Origin of the sequence: Enterovirga sp. (genome assembly GCF_035325185.1) — a bacterium.
Classification (GTDB): Bacteria; Pseudomonadota; Alphaproteobacteria; order Rhizobiales; family Beijerinckiaceae; genus Enterovirga.
In genome coordinates this window covers 1-18730 of sequence record NZ_DAOLAJ010000069.1, presented here as the reverse complement: position 1 = coordinate 18730, position 18730 = coordinate 1, and the positions used below count along the sequence as shown (strand labels likewise).

Below are 18730 nucleotides of genomic sequence, written 5' to 3'. Positions count from 1 at the left end.
GCGATGGCCTATGCCGGCCACCAGTTCGGCGGCTTCGTGCCGCAGCTCGGCGACGGACGGGCGATCCTGCTCGGCGAGGTCGTGGACCGGCTCGGGCGCCGACGCGACATCCAGCTCAAGGGGGCGGGCCGCACGCCCTTCTCCCGCGGAGGCGACGGACGGGCGGCGCTCGGCCCGGTCCTGCGCGAATATCTCGTCGGCGAGGCGATGCACGCCCTCGGCATCCCGACCACCCGCGCCCTCGCCGCCGTGACGACGGGGGAGACGATCTTCCGCGAGGGGCCGCAGCCGGGCGCCGTGCTGACCCGCGTCGCCGCGAGCCATATCCGGGTCGGGACCTTCCAGTTCTTCGCGGCGCGGGGCGATGTCGAGGGCCTGCGGCTCCTCGCGGACCATGCCGTCGCGCGCCACGATCCCGCGGCGGCCGAGGCGCCGAACCCCTGTCGCGCCCTGCTCGACGGCGTGATCGCGCGCCAGGCGAGCCTCGTCGCGCGCTGGCTTCTCGTCGGCTTCATCCACGGGGTGATGAACACCGACAACACCTCGATCTCCGGCGAGACGATCGATTACGGCCCCTGCGCCTTCATGGACGCTTACGATCCGGCGACGGTCTTCTCCTCGATCGACCGGCACGGGCGCTACGCCTATGGCAACCAGCCGCGCATGGCCTTCTGGAACCTGACCCGCCTCGCCGAGGCGCTTCTTCCCCTTCTCTCCGGGGACGAAGAGGCCGCAATCGCCGAGGCGGAGGACGCGCTCGGCGCCTTCGGTTCCCTGTTCGAGACCGCCTATCGCTCGGGCCTCGCTCGCAAGCTCGGGCTCGCGGGCGGGCAGGAGGGAGACGGCGCGCTTGCCGACGACCTGCTTCGCCTGATGGCGCAGGCCGGGGCCGATTTCACCAACACCTTCCGCCTGCTCTGCGACGCCGCGGCCTCGCAGGAGCGCGACGGCGAATTCCGCTCCGTCCTCGGCGAGGGCTGGGACGAATGGGCGCCGCGCTGGCGCCGGCGGCTCGCCGACGAGCCCGGCGACGGCGCCTCCCGCCGGGCCGCGATGCGCGCGGTCAATCCCTGGGTCATTCCCCGCAATCACCGCGTCGAGACGGCGCTGGAGGCCGCGCAGCGTGGCGATGACGGCCCCTTCGACGAGCTGTCCGCCGTGCTGGCGCGGCCCTTCGAGGAGGACGAGGCCCGCCTCGCTTATGCCGCCCCGCCCCGGCCGGAAGAACGGGTTCACGCCACCTTCTGCGGCACCTGAGGGCAGCGCCCTCCCCATCTCCTTCGAGGCACCGTCGAGCGGAGCGAGAGCATCCCGCCCCGCTCATGCCTGCCGCGGGATGCGTTGCGAGTATAATGAACCGTTTTAATTATTCCGCGAGATGTCGCCTCCGGCGGGGGCCGACGGCAGTCGGTGGATGCCGTGGAAGGTCTCGCTGCGGGTGACCGTGACCGGGGTCGCGGGGCCCTTGAGAGGGAAGGAAGCAGGGCGATTTCGAACGCTGATGCCTTGTCGTGGCACCTTTTTCGCTCTCCCGACAGGAGCGGGGGCCATCGAAGCCCACTCGCCGATGCCCGTCATCCTGGAGATCAAGAAACGGCAAATTTTGATGAACCGTTTTATTGACAGGGAGCGAAACCGCTCGTAACTTGCCCCGGTAGCGTGCGGCAGGCCCCGCTGGAGGCGTCTCCGCCGGCAGGCGGGGCGAGCCCGCAGGCTACCGAGAGGGAAGGAAACGAAGGATGGTTTCGAAGATCGGCCGCCTCATGGGCGGAGCCTTGCTTGCGTCCACGATGCTGACCGGGGCTGCCGCGGCCTGCGAGCTGAAGATCGGCTCTCCGGCGGTTCTGTCGGGCCCCGCGGCCCAGTGGGGCCTCGCGCTCCGCGGCGCGCTGGAATTCACCGCCAAGGAGGCGATGGACGAGAAGCGCCTCGTGATCGACGGCGTTCCCTGCACGATTTCGAGCGTCGTCATCGATTCCAAATACACCGCCGAAGGCGCGGCGGCCGCCATGAACCAGCTCGCCGCGCAGGGCGTGAAGGTGATCGTGGGCGGCGTGGGCTCGCCGGAAGTGACGGGGCTGAAGCCGGTCGCCACCCGCAACCGCATGGTCGCCATGGTCAACAGCTTCGCCAAGGATTCCATCGGCCCGCAATGGCCGAACGTCTTCCATATCGGGCCCGGACCCTCGGGCTGGGCCGGGCCCATCATCGACGAGGGGCTCAAGCGCTTCAAGTTCAAGACCGTCGCCATCGTGGCGCCGAACGACCAGGGCGGCACCGACATCGCCAGCGTGAACGCGCAGCTGTTCAAGGAGAGGGGCGTCACCCCGGCCGAGGAATACTATCAGCGCGGCACGACCAACTTCGCCCCCATCGTGACCCGCATTCTGGGCTCGAATCCCGGCGCGGTCGATCTCGCCTCCTCCCCGGCCGGCGATGCCGGCATCATCGTCAAGCAGCTTCGCCAGGCCGGGTTCGAGGGCCCGATCTTCCGTCTCGGTGGCCCCGCCTTCGAGGAGATCGCGCGCGTCGCCGGCGGCGTGAACGTGCTCAAGGACTTCCTCTGGTACGAGCCCGTCTATATCGACGACAATGTCCGCGCCCTGGAGGCCAAGCATCTCAAGCTGATGGGGCGCCCGCGCCCGGAGAATGCCGACTTCTTCCGCTGGACCTTCGCCGCGCGCATGATGATCAAGGCCGCCAATGCGGCCGGAACGGTCAGCGATCCGCAGAAGATCGCCGATGCGATGCGCGCCTTGCCGGTCGAGGACGAGAATATCGGCCGGGGCTACTGGATCGGCAAGAAGTTCTTCGGGATCCGGCAGCAGATGTCCTACCCCTTCGCGATCGGCGTGGTCGTGAACGGGGAGACGCAGCCTTTCATCCGGGCGGAAGCCGTCAACGAGGGCTGAGGCCCCTGGAGGAAAGATGGAAGGCTTCATTGCAACGGGGCTGATCGGGATCAGCCTCGGCTCGCAGTATACCCTTCTCGCGCTCGGGTTCACGCTGATCTTCGGGATCCTGGGCGTCGTGAACTTCGCGCATGGCGGCTTCTACGTGATGGGCGGCTACGTCGCCTATTACTGCACCGCCGTGCTGGGCCTGCCCTATCCCGCCGCATTGCTGATCGCGGTGATCGCGACGGCTGGGCTGGGCTGGCTGTTCGAAGCCTTCATCATCGAGCGCGTGATCGAGGACCATCAGGCGACCCTCATGGTCACCATGGGATTCTACCTCGTGATGGCGACGGCGATCCTCCTGGTCTTCGGCGCGGAATCGCCGGAATTCTCCTTTCCCATCTCGGGGGTCTGGCGCGTCGGCGGGGTCTATTTTCCTTACGCGAACATGGTGGTGCTGGGCGTCTGCCTCGCGGCGATCGTCTTCGTCTACTGGCTGGTCTATCGCACGAATGTCGGGCGCGCCATGCGCGCCATGGCCGAGGACCGGGCGGTGGCGAGCGCCCTCGGCATGCGCACCAAGGCGCTGTTTCCCTTCGCCTTCGCGCTCGCGACGGGGCTTGCGGGAATGACGGGCGCGCTCGTCACCCCCATCCTGGCGCTCGCCCCCCATGTCGGCGACCCGGTCCTCGCCTTCTCCTTCCTCACGGTCATTCTCGGCGGGCTCGGGAGCGTCACCGGGGCGACGGTCGCGGCCTTCGTGGTCGGGCTCGTGGAAGCCTATGCGGCCGTCTATCTCGGCGGCTCGAAGGGCGCGCTGACGCTGTTCGTGCTCGTGCTCGTCATCCTGGTGGTGCGGCCGCAGGGCCTGTTCGGCAGGGAGGCGCGCCGCGCATGAGCCGCAAATCCGCAAGCGCGCTGCCCGCCGAACGGCGCCCGGGACTGCTCGGCCTCAACGACTGGATCACGCTCGCCTGCGTGGCGCTGTCCTTCGCGATCCCGGTCTTCTCCACCAATGCGCTGGTCCTGTCGCAGACGAACCTCATCCTCATCGGCGCGACCGCCGCGCTCGGCGTCTACATCATGCTGCGCATGGACCTGATGAGCTTCGCGGTGCCCTCCTTCATGGCGCTCGGCGGCTATGCGGTCGCGGTGCTGAGCCTGCGGCTCGGCGTTACCGACGTCCTCGCGCTCGCGCTCGCGGCCTTCGCCGTGCCGGCTTTGGTCGCCATCCCGCTCGGCGCGCTGATCCTGCGGCTCAAGGGCGTCTATTTCGTCCTCGTGACCTTCGTGCTGACGGAGATCGTCCAGCTTCTCCTCTTCGAGGCGGCGCCTCTCACGGGCGGCGCCAACGGGCTCGTCGGCATGCCGGCGGTGAAGTTCTTCGGCTTCGAGCTGGCGGAGAATTCGCACGTCCTGCTGACGACCTGCGGGCTCGCCTCCGCCGGCTTCCTGATCACGGCCGTCTTCACCCGCTATTTCCGCTACGAATTCGCCGCCATCGAGAAGAACGACGTGCTGGCCGAAAGCCTCGGCCTCGCCTGCTGGAAATACAAGGCGATGGCCTTCTCCGTCGCGGCGGGCGTCTCGGGCCTCGCGGGCTTCGCGCTGGTGAACATGCTCATGACGGCGCATCCGACGTCCTTCGCGTCGATGTCGTCGGTCACCTACATCACCTACGCGATCGTCGGCGGCAAGGAATCCATCTTGGGCACGCTGGTCGGCGCCGTCCTCCTCGTCTCCGCGACGGATTACTTCGCGCTGCGCGGCGAGCTGTCGCCGGGCCTCTTCGGCCTTCTGATCATCGTGGTGACGCTCGTGGCGCGCGGCGGCGTGGTCGGGGTGGCGACCGCGCTCCTGCGCCGCCTGCTGCGCGGGGAGGCGAAGGCCGGAAGCGGGCCGGCCGAGGCCGCGCGGGAGGCCGGGATATGAGCGCGCCAGCAGAGGGGCAGGCCCTGCGCGCCGAGTCCATCTCGAAGGCGTTCGGGGGCCTGAAGGTCTTCCACGACGTGAGCTTCACCGTGGAGCCGGCCGGGCTGCTCGGCGTGATCGGGCCGAACGGGGCCGGCAAGACGACGATGATCAACATCATTTCCGGCCGCCTCCAGGCGTCCTCCGGCCGCGTCATGCTGGGCGAGACCCGCGTCGACGGCCGGCCGGTCTACGAGAATGCGGGCCGGGGACTGGTCCGCAGCTTCCAGCAGACCGCGACGTTCAGCGGCTACAGCGTCGAGGACAACCTCGTCTCGGCCTTGCGCTTCTCGGGCGGCGGCCGCGCCGTGCTGGAGCGCCTCGCGCCGCTCCTGGACCAGTTCGGGCTGATCGAGAACTGGGACCGCAACGCCGAGGTGCTGCCCTACGGCCTGCAGAAGATGCTCGGCCTGACGATGGCGCTGGCGGCGCGGCCGCGCATGCTGCTGCTCGACGAGCCGGCCGCCGGGCTCGAGAAGTCCGAGCGCGGCCATGTCGACAGCTACATCCGCTTCGCGCGGCAGGAATTCGGCTGCGGCGTGCTGCTCGTCGAGCACGACATGGACCTGATCAAGCGGCTCTGCCCCGAGGTTGTCGTTCTCGACGGGGGCAGGCTCATCGCGCAGGGCGAGCCCGGCGAGGTCCTCGGCCGCAAGGACGTGATCGAGGCGTATCTGGGCGGCAGCGACGAGGAGGAGGAGAGTGCCGATGCTCGCCATTAGCGACCTGCACGTCGCCTATGGCGGCACGCAGGCGGTCGACGGGGTCGACCTGCGGATCGAGAAGGGCCGGACGGTGCTCCTGATCGGCGCGAACGGCGCGGGCAAGTCCAGCCTGATCAACGCCGTCATCGGGCTCGTGCGCGCCGCGCGCGGCCTGATCAGCTTCGAGGGGCGCGATATCGGCGGGCTGTCGAGCGATGCGCGGGCGCGCCTCGGGATCGGCTATTCGCCCGAGGGGCGGCGCGTCTTCCCGACCATGTCGGTGAAGGACAACGTGCTCGCGGGCGCCGTCCGGCTGCCGGGGCGCGAGCAGGGGCGATGCTGGGACAGGATGGTGGCGACCTTTCCCTTCCTCGCCGAGCGACAGGCGCAGGCGGCGGGCGAGTTGTCCGGCGGACAGCAGCAGCTCGTCGCCATCGCCCGCGCGATGAGCGGCGGCCCGAAGCTCCTCCTGCTCGACGAGCCGTTCCTGGGTCTCGCGCCCGTCTGGATCCAGCAGATCTCGGCCGCCGTCCGGCAGATGCAGGAGGAAGGCCTCACCGTGCTGATGACCGAGCAGATGGCGCGGCCGGCGCTGAAGATCGCCCATGATGGCCACGTGATGCGTGCCGGCCGGATCCGCCGCTCCGGCACGACGGCTGAGATCAGGGGAGCGGCCCTGGCGGAGGAATATCTGTGAGCAGGCCGTCCGCCCCGATCCGAGGAGAACTGACTTGACGAATTCCGCGCCGCTTCGCGGCCTGACCGTTCTCGAACTCGGCCACAGCGTCGCCGCGCCCTATGCGGGGCTGATCCTGGCCGAGCTCGGCGCGCGGGTCGTCAAGGTCGAGAATCCGGCGACGGGGGATTATGCGCGGGGCTGGGGGCCTCCCTTCCTCCACGAGGACGCGACCGCCTTTCACGCCCTGAACCGCGGCAAGGAAAGCGTGACGCTGGACTTTTCTAACGAAGGCGATCTCGCGCTGCTGAAGCGGCTGATCGCGGCATCGGACGCGGTGATCCAGAACCTGCGGCCGGGGCTCCTGGCGACATTCGGCATCGATGTCGAGGCGGTGCTGCGCGAGAGGCCGGAGCTGATCTGGTGCGACATCGGCGCCTTCGGCAAGAGCGGACCACTCTCGCGCAAGCCCGGCTACGACCCGCTGGCCCAGGCCACGTCAGGCATCATGTCGGTGACCGGCGAGGTCGACCGTCCGCCCGTCCGCGTCGGCGTCTCGCTGGTCGATATGGGCTCGGGGATGTGGACGGTGATCGGGCTGATGGCGGCCCTCTACGAGCGCCAGCGGGACGGCAAGGGCGGGCGCGTCGCCACCTCGCTCTTCGAGACGGGGCTCGCCTGGATGACGATTCCGCTGGCCGCCCATGCGGTCTCGGGCGAGGTGCGCAAGCCGCACGGCTCGGGGCTGGCCGAGATCGTGCCCTACCAGGCGTTCGAGGCCCGCGACGGATGGGTGATGATCGCGGCCGGGAACGACAAGCTGTTCGCCAAGCTCTGCGAGGCGCTGCCCGGATTGCGGGAGGTGGGCGCCGATCCCCGCTTCGCCCGCAACCGCGGTCGGGTCGAGCTGCGCGGCGAGCTGCTGCCGAGGATCGAGGCCGCCGTCAGGGGGCTCTCCGTGGCCGAGGTCGGGGACAGGCTGGATGCGGTGCAGGTGCCGAACTGCCCCCTGCTGAAGATCGACCAGGTCTGGGCCCATCCGCAGACCGAGGCGGTCGGCATCCTGACCGAGGGCGGGGGGACGAAATGGGTGGGGCTTCCCTTCACCCTCGACGACCGGCGCCCGACATCCGGCGCCGCAGCCCCGAGGCTCGGCGCGGACAACGAGACCGTGAGGCGGGACTACGCATGAGCAAGAGCTATGAGACGCTTGCCCTGGAGCGGATCGACGACCATGTGCTCCTCGTCAGGCTGAACCGCCCGCAGGCCGCCAATGCGATGAACACGCGGATGGGCGAGGAGCTGATGGACCTCTTCGAGGGGTTCCAGCTCGATGCGGGCGGCCTGCGCGCCGTCGTCCTGACGGGCGCCGGCGAGAAAGCCTTCTGCGCCGGCGGCGACCTGAAGGAGCGCCACGGCATGACCGACGGGCAATGGCTGCGCCAGCACGCCATGTTCGAGCGCATGCTCCGGGCGATCGTCGCCTGCCCGCTGCCGCTGCTCGGCGCGGTCAACGGGGCGGCCTATGGCGGCGGCTGCGAGGTCACCGCGGCGCTCGACTTCGCCTATGCCGCCGAGAATGCGCGCTTCGCGCTGACCGAGGTGACGCTCGGCATCATGCCGGGGGCGGGCGGCACGCAGAACCTGGCCCGGGCGGTCGGCGAGCGGCGCGCCAAGGAAATCATCCTCACCGGCCTTCCCTTCTCGGCGCAGGAAGCCCGCGACTGGGGCCTCGTCAACCGCGTGCTGCCGCAGGGCGAATTGCTGGAGGCGACGCTCGCGACGGCGCGCCGGATCGCAGCCAATGCGCCGATCTCGGTGAGGCAGGCCAAGCAATCCATCCACCGGGGGCTGCAGATGTCGCTGGCGGACGGGCTCGCCTTCGAGATCGAATGCTACAACCGGATGGTCTCGACGCAGGACCGGCACGAGGGGGTGCGGGCCTTCAACGAGAAGCGCAAGCCGGATTTCCGGGGGGCCTGAGATGGCGGAACACGTCGTCCTGCGCGAGGTCGGCCCCCGCGACGGCATCCAGATGGCGAAACGCTTCCTGGAGACCGGGCGCAAGCTGGAATGGGCGCGCCGGCTCGCGGCGGCCGGGATCCGGGAGATCGAGCTGACCTCGTTCGTGCCGCCGAAGGTCGTGCCGCAATTCGCCGATGCCGACGAGGTGGCGAGGGGATTGCCGCAGCTCGCAGGCGTGGTCGCCTCGGCGCTCGTTCCCAATCTGAAGGGGGCCGAGCGCGCGCTCGCGGCGGGCTTCCGGCATGTCAATTACGTGCTGTCGATCTCCGAAGCGCATAGCCGGAGCAACGTGCGGCGCTCGACCGACGAGGCGATCGCCGAATTCGACCGGATCGCCGCGCTCAAGGAGACCGAGGCGGGCCGCGGCATGGTGCTCGGCGTGGGGCTCGCCACGTCCTTCGGCTGCACGCTGCAAGGATATGTCGATCCGCAGCGCGTCTTCGAGGTCGCGCGTCGCGTCGCGGCGGGCGGGGCGGACGAGCTGATCGTCGCCGACACGGTCGGCTACGGCAACCCGGCGCAGGTGAAGGCGTTGCTGCCGCCGATTATCGAGATCGCGGCCGGCCGGCGCGTGATCTGCCATTTCCACGACACGCGCGGCCTCGGGCTCGCCAATGTGGCGGCGGCGCTCGATGCGGGGGTGCGCGCCTTCGACGCCTCGCTCGCGGGGCTCGGCGGCTGTCCCTTCGCGCCCGGCGCGACCGGCAACATCGCGACCGAGGATACGGCCTTCATGCTGGAGAGCATGGGCTTCTCGACCGGCGTGGACATCGAGGCGCTGCTGGACCTGCGGCGCGACCTCGAGAGCTGGCTGGGCGAGGAGCGCTATAGCGGCGCGATCGCGCACGCCGGACTTCCCAAGACCTACAGACCCGTGCGCTGAAAGACCGAAAGCATGAGCGAGCACATCGTCACCCTCGAGCTCGGCGAGGACTATCCCGAGCTTCGCGAGTCCATCCGCAAGATCTGCGCGAAGTACCCGCTGGAATACTGGGCGAAGCTCGACGAGGAGCTGGGCTATCCGTCCGAATTCGTGAACGAGCTGACGGAGGGCGGCTTCCTCGCGGTCCTGATCCCGGAGGAATATGGCGGGTCGGGCCTGCCGCTGCGCGCTGCGGCGGTGATCCTCGAGGAGATCAACGCCTGCGGCTGCCAGGCGAGTCCCGCGCACGCGCAGATGTACATCATGGGCACGCTGCTGCGCCACGGCTCCGAGGAGCAGAAGCGGACCTACCTGCCCCGGATCGCGAGGGGAGAGCTGCGGCTCCAGGCTTTCGGCGTCACGGAGCCGACGACGGGCTCCGACACCACGCAGCTCAAGACCCGCGCCGTGCGCGACGGCAACGAATACGTCATCAGCGGCCAGAAGGTGTTCACCTCCCGCGCGCTCCATTCCGACCTGATGCTGCTCCTGGCGCGCACCACGCCGATCGAGGAGGTGGCGAAGAAGACGGACGGCATCTCCGTTTTCCTGGTCGACCTGCGCGCGGCGCGCGGCGCCGGCATCGACATCCGCCCGATCAAGGCGCTGATGAACCACAACACGACCGAGGTCTTCATCGAGAACCTGCGGGTGCCGCCCTCGGCGCTGGTCGGTGAGGAGGGGAAGGGCTTCCGCTACATCCTCGACGGCATGAATGCGGAGCGCATCCTCGTCGCTTCCGAATGCATCGGGGACGGGCGCTATATGGTGCGCCGCGCCGTCGAATACGCGAACGAGCGCATCGTCTTCAAGCGCCCGATCGGCGCGAACCAGGGCGTGCAGTTCCCCATCGCGCGCGCCCATGCCGAGCTGGAGGGAGCCGACCTGATGGCGCGCAAGGCGGCCGCGCTCTTCGATGCGGGCCGGCCCTGCGGCGGCGAGGCCAATATCGCCAAGCTCCTGGCCTCGGAGGCGACCTGGAAGGCGGCCGATACCGCGCTCCAGACCTTCGGCGGCTTCGGCTATGCGGCTGAATACGGCATCGAGCGCAAGTGGCGCGAATGCCGGATCTACCAGACCGCGCCGATCTCGACCAACCTGATCCTCGCCTATGTCGCCCAGCACATGCTGGGACTGCCCCGTTCCTATTGAGGCCGGCCATGAGCAGCATCACCCGCAAGGCGGCCGAGTTCGTCGCCGGTTTCGATGCCGGCGCGGCTCCTCCCGAGGCCTTGCATGCCGCGCGGATCGGCATCGTCGATTGCATCGGCGTGATGCTGGCCGGTGCGCGCGAGCCGGCGGTGGAGCTGGCGGCGACGATCGCGACGCCGGTTCCGGGCAGCAACGAGGCGCCGCGTGCGGTGAACGGCGTCAGCTACGGCGCGCCCGACGCCGCGCTCGTCAACGGTGTCGCGGCCCATGTGCTCGATTTCGACGACGTGGCGCTGGCCGGCCATCCGAGCACGGTGCTCGCGCCCGCCATCCTGGCGGAGGGCCATGTCGTCGGCGCCTCGGGGCGGGAGGCGATCGAGGCCTATCTGGCCGGCTACGAGCTGTGGGCGCATCTGGCGGAGCTGGAGCCCGGCCATCTCCACGACCGCGGCTTCCATCCGACCGCGGTGATGGGCACGCTCGCGACCGCCGCGGCGGCGGCGCGGCTGCATCGGCTGTCGCCCGACCAGACGACGCATGCGCTGGCCATCGCCGCCTCGCTCGCCGCCGGGCTCGTCGCCAATTTCGGCTCCATGACCAAGTCGCTGCATGCCGGGCGGACGGCGCAATCGGGCATCCAGGCCGCTCGCCTCGCCAAGGCGGGCTATACGGGCAGCACCGATGCGATGGAGCACCGCACGGGCTTCCTCAAGGCGTTCTCGCCCTCGGGCGCGCCCGGCCTCGAGGCCGATGCGTTCCGCATCGGCGAGGAGTGGCTGTCGGCCCGCTACGGGGTCAATATCAAGCGATATCCGACCTGCTATGCGACGCATCGCGCCATCGATGCGATGCTCGGTCTCGTGGAGGAGCACGATCTCGGCGAAGGCGACATCGGCACGATCCACGTCCATACGGGCGTCACCCAGCGGCTGATGCTGCGCAATTCGCGCCCGCAGACCGGCCTCGCGGCCAAGTTCTCGATGGAATTCGCCATGGCGAGCGCGGTGATCGCCCGCAGCGTGGGGCTGCGGGAACTGACCGACGAATTCGTCTCGCGCGCCGACGTGCAGGCCATGCTCGAACGCGTGGAGGTGACGGTGAGCGAGGACAAGGCGGGCGCGGACCTGCCCGTCGCCCCCTACGACCTCGTCTGGGTGACGCTGAGGGACGGCACGGTCCACCGGCACGCGCCCGTGGAGCATGCGCGCGGAAGCTGGGCGCGGCAGCTGACCCGCGAGGAGCTGGAAGCGAAGTTCACCGATTGCGCTTCGCTCCTGCTGCCGCGCGAGCAGGTCGAGGCGCTCTTCGAGAAGCTCTACCGGATCGAGGAGATCGGCGACCTGCGCGAGCTGTCGCTGGCCTAGGGGGACGACGACCATGAGCAGCCTGCCGCAGAGACAGATCCCAGGCGTCTATCACCGCCGCCTCGGCGAGTTCGTCGTGACCGCCTTGTCCGACGGCTATGTCGAGCTGGGCTACGATATCTTCCGCGAATTCTCGCGCGAGGACGTGGACCTGATGATGGCGCGTGACCATCGCGTGTCGCCGCCGCGCATCTCGGTCAATTGCTTTCTGCTGCGCGGCCCCGCCGGCACGGTCCTCGTCGATTGCGGCTCGCAGGACAAGTTCGGCCCGACCGCCGGCAAGCTGTACGAGAACCTCGCCGCCGCGGGCGTCGACCCGCGTGAGATCGGGCATGTGCTGCTCACCCATTGCCACCCGGACCATTCCTGCGGGCTCGTGGACCTGCGCACCGGCGCGAAGCTCCTCCCCAACGCCACGGTGATCGTCAACCACAAGGAGATCGCCCACTGGTTCAGCGACGAGCAGATGGCGCAGGCCGACGAGCGGAAGCGCGAGCGCTATTTCCGCTGGACGCGCGAGCAGGTCGGCCCCTATCGCGACACGGGCCGCCTGCGGCTCGCGCAGGACGGCGAGGAGGTGCTGGCGGGCATCACGCTCGTGGAATGCGCCGGCCATACGCCGGGCCACAGCGCCTGGCTCGTGCGGTCCGGGGGGCAGCAGATGATCATCTGGGGCGATCTCGCCCATGTCCCCGAGATCCAGGCCGCGCGCCCCGAGGTCTCGATGAGCTTCGACTTCGATCCCGACCTGGCCGCCGCCAACCGCACGGCGCTCCTGGCGCGCATCCTGGAGGAGGACATGCTGGTCGCGGGCATGCATGTCCATTTTCCGGGCTTCGGGTGGCTGGTGCGCGAGGGAACGGGCTACCGCATCGCCCCCGAGCAGTGGAGCTTCGAGATCCGATGACGGCCCTCCGGTAGCAGGCGATGCCCAAGCCTCCGACCATACGCGACGTTGCCCGGCTGGCGCAGGTCTCCATCGGCACGGTGTCGCGCGTCGTCAACGACGCGGCGGACGTCAAGCCGACTATCCGCAAGGCGGTGGAAAGCGCGATCGAGCAACTGGGCTACGTGCCCAACGCGACCGCCAAGTCGATGCGCATGGGCCGCACCCGGACCGTCGGCTGCATCCTGCGCGAGATCAACATCGCGCAGCTCGGCGGCTTCGTGTCGACCGCCCAGAACGTGCTGAACGAAGCCGGATATTCGCTCCTGATCTCGAATTCCGAAGGACGCACCCAGCGCGAGATCGAATTGCTGCGAAGCTTTTCGAGCGGCCAGGTGGACGGCATCCTGATGGGTCCCTACACGCCGATCGAGGGCGAGTTCGAGGAGACGCTGCGCGGATTGCCGGTGCCGCTCGTGATGATCGACCGCGACCAGCCGGAATGGTCGGACGCCGTCTATGCGGACCACGAGGGGGGCACGCTGGCGGCGACCGGCCATCTCCTGGATCTCGGACATCGCCGCATCGCCCTCCTGACGGGCCCGACGCGGCTTCATCCGGGGGCGGCGCGCGTGCGCGGCTTCGAGCGCGCTCATGCCGAGCGGGGGCTGAAGGCCGCGCCGGAACTCCTCGTCGCGGAGAGCTTCCTGCGAGACCATGCCTACCGCGCGACCTCCTCGCTGCTCGGATTCTCGCAGCCTCCGACGGCGATCATCGCCGGGGGCATCGACATGCTGTCGGGGGTGCTGCGCGCGATCCGCACGCGGGGGCTCTCGATCCCGCGGGACATCTCCGTGATCGCATCGGGCCAGAACGACCTGTGCGACCTGCACCAGCCGCCGATCGGCGTGGTCACCTGGGACCAGAACGAGGTCGGCGCGACGGCGGCGACGCTTCTGCTCGACCACATCATCAACGGCCAGAGGCAGGAGCCGCGCCGCGTGATCATTCCGACCACCTTCAATCCGCAGGCCTCCTGCATGCCCCCCAAGGGGATCGCGCCGGGCCCGCAAGCCGTCTGACGGCCGAACATTCGTATCCACAGGCCCCGCTCCCCGGAGGGAGCGGGCAGGGAAGCTTTGCGCCCGGCGCCGCCGCGGCGCGGGGAGGGAAGGGAAAATGACGTCGAACGATGTGAAACTGTTTTCGGAATTCAGCCTGCGCAGCGTCACGCTGAAGAACCGCATCGTCATCTCCCCGATGGGCACCTATTCGGCCGAGAACGGCGCGCTCCAGCCGTTTCACCATACGCATTACGCGAGCTTCGCGATGGGGGGCGCCGGTCTGGTGATGGTCGAGCAGACCTCGGTCACGCGGCGGGGCCGGGTGACGAACGGCGATCCCGGATTGTGGGAGGACGGCCAGATCGGCGGGATGCGCGCCCTGGTGAGCCATATGAAGAGCTACGGAGCGAAGGCGGGCATCCAGCTCAATCACGGCGGACGCAAATCCAGCATGCAGCGCGCCTTTCGCGGCAACGGCCCGCTGACCGATGCCGACCTCGCGATGGGCGAGGAGCTTTGGACCCCGATGGCGCCCTCCGCGCTGCCGCTCGGCGAGGGATGGCTCACGCCGGAGCCTCTCGGCGCGGAGCAGCTCGAGGGCCTGCGCCGGGCCTATGCGGCCGCGGCGCGGCGGGCCGTCCTGGCCGGGTTCGATCTCATCGAGATCCACATGGCGCATGGCTATCTCTTGCAGAACTTCCTGTCGCCGCTCGCCAACCAGCGGGAGGACGAATATGGCGGAAGCCTCGAGAACCGCATGCGCTTTCCGCTCGACATCGTGCGCGCGGTGCGGGCGGTCGTCCCCGATTCCATGCCGCTCTTCGCGCGGATCTCGGCCACCGACTGGATCGAGGGCGGATGGACGATCGACGACAGCGTCGTGCTGGCGCGGGCGCTGTCCGAGGCGGGGATCGATCTGGTCGATTGCTCCTCGGGGGGCAATCTGCGCCTCGGCGCGACCAATTCCAGCCTCGGCCGCGGCCCCGGCTACCAGGTGCCCTTCGCAGACCGCATCAGGGCGGAGGCCGGGATTCCGACCGCGGCCGTCGGGATGATCCGCACGCCGGAATTCGCTGAAAGCATCCTCCAGGAGGACCGGGCGGACCTCATCTGCATCGCCCGCCAGGCGCTGTTCGATCCTTATTGGGCGCATCACGCCGCGGAGGCTCTCGGCGTGAACGCGAATTTCGCGGACTGGACGCCGCAATACGGCTGGTGGCTCGACAAGTGGAAGCGGGCGCTCGATTCGAACGGCGAGACGCCCCTGGGGCCGGAGGTGTTCCCCGCAGCCGCCGTCGCGCGTCGCGCCTGAGCGCGATCCGCGAAGACGAGAACCGGGTCTTCCGAAGGACAGAAAAATGACGTTGCGCATATGGCATCAGTCGGTCAACGAGCTGAGCCGCATCGGGGCCTACAAGCGCGGCATCGAGGCCCAGGCCGCGGCCTTCCTCGGGCCGGATGCCGAAGTGCATGTCCAGGGCCTGCCCGAGGGGACCTACGGCGACCTCAGCCCGAGCGATGCGCTGGGCAACGCCTATACTTATCACCGCGTGCTGGCGCCCCTGGTGGAGATGGCGGTCGAGGCCGAGACGCGCGGCTACGACGCCTTCGTCATGGGCTCCTTCAGCGAGCCCTTCCTGCGCGAGATGCGCACGGCCGTCGACATCCCGGTGGTCTCGCTGACCGAGGCTTCGCTGCTGGTCGGCTGCTCGCTGGGCTCCCGGATCGGGCTGATCTCCAACGCGCCGAACGTCGCCTACATGACGAGCCTCTCGGTGGCCAAGCACCATCTGGAGGCACGGGTGCTGGAGGTGACGTCGCTCTCGCCCGGCATGGACGAATACGAGCTGATGGCCGCGCGCGAGGAGCCGTCCCGGCTGGTCGCCGCCTTCGCCGGGAAGGCGCGCGAGCTGATCGCGCGGGGCGCGGACGTCATCGTCCCCGCCGAGGGCGTGATGGCCGAAATCCTGGCGGGCGAGGGCATCAGGCGGATCGACAAGGCCGTCGTGCTGGACGTGTTCATGGCGGCATGGGCTCATGCGTTGAGCCTCGTGCGCCTGCGGCGCGGCGGCATCGGCACGAGCCGCGCCTGGCTCTACAGCCGCGGCTGACTCCCCTGAAATCCAGCGCTCCGAAAGGAACCGGACCATGACGGCTGCCAGCCGGAAAACCGCGGGCGAGACGCTCGGCGAATACCTTGCGGGCTTTCCCGCCCTCCAACTTGATCGCGACATCCGGGAGAAGGCGCTCATCTGCCTTCTCGATACGCTCGGCCTGTCGCTGTCGGCGCGAACCGAGCCCACCGCGCGAGCCGCGGTTGCGCTGGCGGAATGCGTCGAGCGGGGAGGCGCAAGGGCCTGGATCTCGGGCGCGCCGCTCTCGGCGGCGGATGCCGCCTTCGCCAACGGCGTCGCGGCCCATGCCCATTTCCAGGATGATACCGACCATGATTCCTGGACGCATCCCGGCTCGCTGGTGCCGCCGGCCGTCGTGGCGCTGGGCGAGCGCGAAGGCGCGAGCCTCGCGGACGTCCTGGCTGCGATGGTCGCCGGCTACAGCACGATCAACTGGCTCGGGCGTGAGGAAATCGTGGCGCGCCGGCTGATCGGACGCGGCTTCCGCACGAGCCCGACCTTCGGCACGATCGCCGCGGCGGCGGGAGGCGCCGCCCTGCTCGGCCTCGATGCCCGCCGGGCCGCCTCGGCAGTCTCGATCGCGGCGAGCATGACCGGCGGGACGCTCGAACCGGTCCGGGCGGGCAGCGACGAGTGGCGCGTGCAGAACGGCCGCGCGGCCCAGGGGGGATTGATCGCCGCCTACCTTGCCGGGCAAGGGGTGGCCGGGGCCCCGCAGGCCCTCGACGGGCCGAAGGGATTTCTCGCGACGGTCGCGGGAATGGACGAGACCCCCGCCGTCTGGGCGACGCCGCCGGACCCGGCCGCCATGCGTACCATCATGGCCAAGCCCTATGCGACGCTCGGCGACAACATGCCCGCTGCCATGGCGGCGCAGAAGCTGCACGGCGAAGGCGTGGATCCGGGCGCGATCGAGGCGATCGAAGTGACGCTTTGGGAGCCCTATACCAATTATCCCGGCACGAATTTCAAGGGACCCTACGAACGGCCGGTGCAGACGCAGGCTTCGACCGCCTTTGCCGTCGCGGCGATGCTGTCGCAGGGCGACATCACCTACGACATGGGCGTGACGATGCGGGAGGATCCGACGATCCTCGGTCTTGTCGCGAAAACCACCGTGGCCCCGGATGCGGTTGGCGGCGCGCTGGATTCCCGGGTGACGCTCAGGATGAAGGGCGGCGGCCGGCGCGAGGCCCATTCCTCCCAGATGCCGCGCGAGCTGATCTTCCAGAATCCCGCGCGGGCGCTGAGGGTGTTCGAGGCGCGCATGGCCCGGCTCGGTGCGCTGGCCGGCGCCGGCAGGGACCTGGGCGAGCGGCTGTTCGACAGCCTCGACGAGGCGCAAAGCCCCCCGATCGCCGAGGTCGTCGGCCGGATCGTCGCATTGGCCCCTTGAGCGAGGACGGGACCATGCAACCTGCATCCGACAGCCGGACGCTCCCGCTGCTCTTCCAGCCCTACAGGCTGCGCGGCGTGACCCTCAAGAACCGCATCGTCGTGTCGCCGATGGGGACCTATTCGTCCGAGGACGGCCGCCTGACGCCGTTCCAGTTCGCGCATTACCAGCGCATGGCGATGGGTGGGGCGGGGCTCGTCATCCTGGAGCAGACTTTCGTCACCCGCGCGGGCCGCGTCAGCAATGGCGATCCGGGCCTTTGGGCCGACAGCCAGATTGAGCCGATGGCCCGGCTGGTGAGCGAGATGAAGCGCTACGGCGCGAAGACCGCGATCCAGATCAGCCATGGCGGGCGCAAGGGCGGGCAGCAGCGCGCCCATGAGGGCAACGGCCCGATCGGTGAGCGCGACCTCGCTGCGGGCGACGAGCAGCTCTTCCCGATGGGGGCTTCGGCCGTTCCGCTTTCGGAGGGCTGGCAGATGCCGGTCGAGATGAGCGAGGCGCAGATCGAGGGCGTCATCGAGGCTTTCGCGGCGGGCGCGCGGCGGGCCCTGCTTGCCGGCTTCGACATGCTCGAAGTGCATATGGCGCACGGCTACCTTCTGCAAAGCTTCCTGTCGCCGCTGGCGAACCGCCGCACAGACCGGTGGGGCGGCTCTCTCGAGAACCGGATGCGGCTGCCTCTCGCCGTGGTGGCGCGGCTGCGCGCGACGATGCCGTCCTCGATGCCGCTGCTCGCGCGGCTTTCGGTGACCGACTGGATCGAGGGCGGCTGGACGGAAGACGACAGCGTGGTGCTGGCCCGCAAGCTTCGGGAGGCCGGAATCGACCTCATCGACTGTTCCTCCGGGGGGAACATGCGCGCGGGCGCGACGAATTCGAACCTCGCTCGTGGGCCGGGATACCAGGTGGAACTGGCCGACCGGCTCCGCCGCGAAGCCGGGATCCCGACCGCTGCGGTCGGCATGATCCGCACTCCGCAATATGCCGAGCGGATCTTGCAGGCGGGCCAGGCCGATCTCGTCTGCATTGGCCGGCAAATCCTGTTCAATCCCTTCTGGGCGCATCACGCGGCCTGGCAGATGGGTGTGGAGCGCGATTTCTCCTCCTGGCCGGAGCCCTACGGATGGTGGCTCGACAAATGGGCGAAGGCGCTGGCGGCGAACGGCGAGGATCCCCTGGGTCCCGAGCGCAGAGGGTGATCCCGTCTTCGCGGCTGGGGGCGATCCGTCCTTGTTCGCGTCCCGCCCGCATGATAGGGGCTGCGCCGACCACGCTTGGACCTGGAGAGGTGGCAGAGTGGTTGAATGCACCGCACTCGAAATGCGGCATACGGGCAACCGTATCGGGGGTTCGAATCCCCCCCTCTCCGCCACGACTTAAGCTATTGTAGGCGCTACGCTTTTTTCTTTTCCGTCACTCCAAAAACCTCGCTGTTTCCGGGACTTTGCGGAGCCCGTTGTCGGGCAGATTCCGGCGGAGACCCGCTGAGGCCGAATATCTGAGATTTTTTGCCGTCCGTCTCTGATGGCCCTTTG

17 protein-coding genes and 1 tRNA gene are annotated in these 18730 nt (G+C 69.1%); all 18 read left to right on the top strand.

Going from position 1 to position 18730, the window contains the following annotated elements; all coding sequences use genetic code 11:
* On the top strand, positions 1-1257 hold a 1257-nt coding region (locus tag PKD06_RS13545), incomplete at its 5' end, for a protein adenylyltransferase SelO family protein (RefSeq protein ID WP_324380892.1).
* 482 nt (positions 1258-1739) lie between these two features.
* Positions 1740-2912, top strand: coding sequence for an ABC transporter substrate-binding protein (locus PKD06_RS13540; RefSeq protein WP_324380890.1), 1173 nt, complete (start codon positions 1740-1742; stop codon positions 2910-2912).
* 16 nt (positions 2913-2928) lie between these two features.
* A complete protein-coding gene (locus PKD06_RS13535; protein ID WP_324380888.1) occupies positions 2929-3795 on the top strand; it encodes a branched-chain amino acid ABC transporter permease in 867 nt (288 codons plus the stop codon).
* Complete coding sequence (locus PKD06_RS13530; protein WP_324380887.1) at positions 3792-4829, top strand: branched-chain amino acid ABC transporter permease; 1038 nt, start codon at positions 3792-3794, stop codon at positions 4827-4829. Before PKD06_RS13535 ends, PKD06_RS13530 begins: the two co-directional genes overlap by 4 nt.
* Complete coding sequence (locus PKD06_RS13525) at positions 4826-5590, top strand: ABC transporter ATP-binding protein (protein WP_324380885.1); 765 nt, start codon at positions 4826-4828, stop codon at positions 5588-5590. Before PKD06_RS13530 ends, PKD06_RS13525 begins: the two co-directional genes overlap by 4 nt.
* Entirely contained in the window at positions 5577-6269 is a 693-nt protein-coding gene (locus PKD06_RS13520; protein ID WP_324380882.1) for an ABC transporter ATP-binding protein, read from the top strand. Before PKD06_RS13525 ends, PKD06_RS13520 begins: the two co-directional genes overlap by 14 nt.
* 34 nt (positions 6270-6303) lie before the next feature.
* A complete protein-coding gene (locus tag PKD06_RS13515) occupies positions 6304-7440 on the top strand; it encodes a CoA transferase (RefSeq protein ID WP_324380880.1) in 1137 nt (378 codons plus the stop codon).
* Positions 7437-8231: an enoyl-CoA hydratase-related protein gene (locus tag PKD06_RS13510; protein WP_324380878.1), complete on the top strand. Its 795-nt coding sequence runs from the start codon at positions 7437-7439 to the stop codon at positions 8229-8231. Before PKD06_RS13515 ends, PKD06_RS13510 begins: the two co-directional genes overlap by 4 nt.
* A gap of 1 nt (position 8232) precedes the next feature.
* The gene (locus PKD06_RS13505; protein ID WP_324380876.1) at positions 8233-9156 is read left to right on the top strand and encodes a hydroxymethylglutaryl-CoA lyase; all 924 of its coding nucleotides are present in this window, start codon (positions 8233-8235) and stop codon (positions 9154-9156) included.
* 12 nt (positions 9157-9168) lie between these two features.
* Positions 9169-10347: an acyl-CoA dehydrogenase family protein gene (locus PKD06_RS13500; protein ID WP_324380874.1), complete on the top strand. Its 1179-nt coding sequence runs from the start codon at positions 9169-9171 to the stop codon at positions 10345-10347.
* 8 nt (positions 10348-10355) lie between these two features.
* Positions 10356-11711 carry an MmgE/PrpD family protein gene (locus PKD06_RS13495; protein ID WP_324380872.1) on the top strand — a complete coding sequence of 452 codons (1356 nt, stop codon included), beginning with the start codon at positions 10356-10358 and terminating at the stop codon, positions 11709-11711.
* A 13-nt stretch (positions 11712-11724) separates the two neighbouring features.
* Positions 11725-12618 (top strand): MBL fold metallo-hydrolase, encoded by an 894-nt coding sequence (locus PKD06_RS13490; RefSeq protein WP_324380870.1) that lies wholly within the window; start codon positions 11725-11727, stop codon positions 12616-12618.
* A 20-nt stretch (positions 12619-12638) separates the two neighbouring features.
* A complete protein-coding gene (locus tag PKD06_RS13485; RefSeq protein WP_324380868.1) occupies positions 12639-13679 on the top strand; it encodes a LacI family DNA-binding transcriptional regulator in 1041 nt (346 codons plus the stop codon).
* Between the two features lie 97 nt (positions 13680-13776).
* A complete protein-coding gene (locus PKD06_RS13480; protein WP_324380866.1) occupies positions 13777-14973 on the top strand; it encodes an NADH:flavin oxidoreductase/NADH oxidase in 1197 nt (398 codons plus the stop codon).
* Between the two features lie 46 nt (positions 14974-15019).
* On the top strand, positions 15020-15772 hold the full coding sequence (locus PKD06_RS13475; RefSeq protein ID WP_324380865.1) for an aspartate/glutamate racemase family protein: 753 nt from the start codon (positions 15020-15022) through the stop codon (positions 15770-15772).
* A 37-nt stretch (positions 15773-15809) separates the two neighbouring features.
* Positions 15810-17192 carry an MmgE/PrpD family protein gene (locus PKD06_RS13470; RefSeq protein WP_324380863.1) on the top strand — a complete coding sequence of 461 codons (1383 nt, stop codon included), beginning with the start codon at positions 15810-15812 and terminating at the stop codon, positions 17190-17192.
* 14 nt (positions 17193-17206) lie between these two features.
* Entirely contained in the window at positions 17207-18394 is a 1188-nt protein-coding gene (locus tag PKD06_RS13465) for an NADH:flavin oxidoreductase/NADH oxidase (protein ID WP_324380861.1), read from the top strand.
* 83 nt (positions 18395-18477) lie between these two features.
* Positions 18478-18567 (top strand) — tRNA-Ser (locus tag PKD06_RS13460).
* Positions 18568-18730 lie beyond the last annotated feature (163 nt).

Bases quoted from the DNA above. Each gene is read 5' to 3' on its own strand.
- PKD06_RS13540 (WP_324380890.1), top strand. From the start codon at position 1,740: ATGGTTTCGAAGATCGGCCGCCTCATGGGCGGAGCCTTGCTTGCGTCC.
- PKD06_RS13535 (WP_324380888.1), top strand. From the start codon at position 2,929: ATGGAAGGCTTCATTGCAACGGGGCTGATCGGGATCAGCCTCGGCTCG.
- PKD06_RS13530 (WP_324380887.1), top strand. From the start codon at position 3,792: ATGAGCCGCAAATCCGCAAGCGCGCTGCCCGCCGAACGGCGCCCGGGA.
- PKD06_RS13525 (WP_324380885.1), top strand. From the start codon at position 4,826: ATGAGCGCGCCAGCAGAGGGGCAGGCCCTGCGCGCCGAGTCCATCTCG.
- PKD06_RS13520 (WP_324380882.1), top strand. From the start codon at position 5,577: ATGCTCGCCATTAGCGACCTGCACGTCGCCTATGGCGGCACGCAGGCG.
- PKD06_RS13510 (WP_324380878.1), top strand. From the start codon at position 7,437: ATGAGCAAGAGCTATGAGACGCTTGCCCTGGAGCGGATCGACGACCAT.
- PKD06_RS13505 (WP_324380876.1), top strand. From the start codon at position 8,233: ATGGCGGAACACGTCGTCCTGCGCGAGGTCGGCCCCCGCGACGGCATC.
- PKD06_RS13500 (WP_324380874.1), top strand. From the start codon at position 9,169: ATGAGCGAGCACATCGTCACCCTCGAGCTCGGCGAGGACTATCCCGAG.
- PKD06_RS13495 (WP_324380872.1), top strand. From the start codon at position 10,356: ATGAGCAGCATCACCCGCAAGGCGGCCGAGTTCGTCGCCGGTTTCGAT.
- PKD06_RS13490 (WP_324380870.1), top strand. From the start codon at position 11,725: ATGAGCAGCCTGCCGCAGAGACAGATCCCAGGCGTCTATCACCGCCGC.
- PKD06_RS13485 (WP_324380868.1), top strand. From the start codon at position 12,639: ATGCCCAAGCCTCCGACCATACGCGACGTTGCCCGGCTGGCGCAGGTC.
- PKD06_RS13480 (WP_324380866.1), top strand. From the start codon at position 13,777: ATGACGTCGAACGATGTGAAACTGTTTTCGGAATTCAGCCTGCGCAGC.
- PKD06_RS13475 (WP_324380865.1), top strand. From the start codon at position 15,020: ATGACGTTGCGCATATGGCATCAGTCGGTCAACGAGCTGAGCCGCATC.
- PKD06_RS13470 (WP_324380863.1), top strand. From the start codon at position 15,810: ATGACGGCTGCCAGCCGGAAAACCGCGGGCGAGACGCTCGGCGAATAC.
- PKD06_RS13465 (WP_324380861.1), top strand. From the start codon at position 17,207: ATGCAACCTGCATCCGACAGCCGGACGCTCCCGCTGCTCTTCCAGCCC.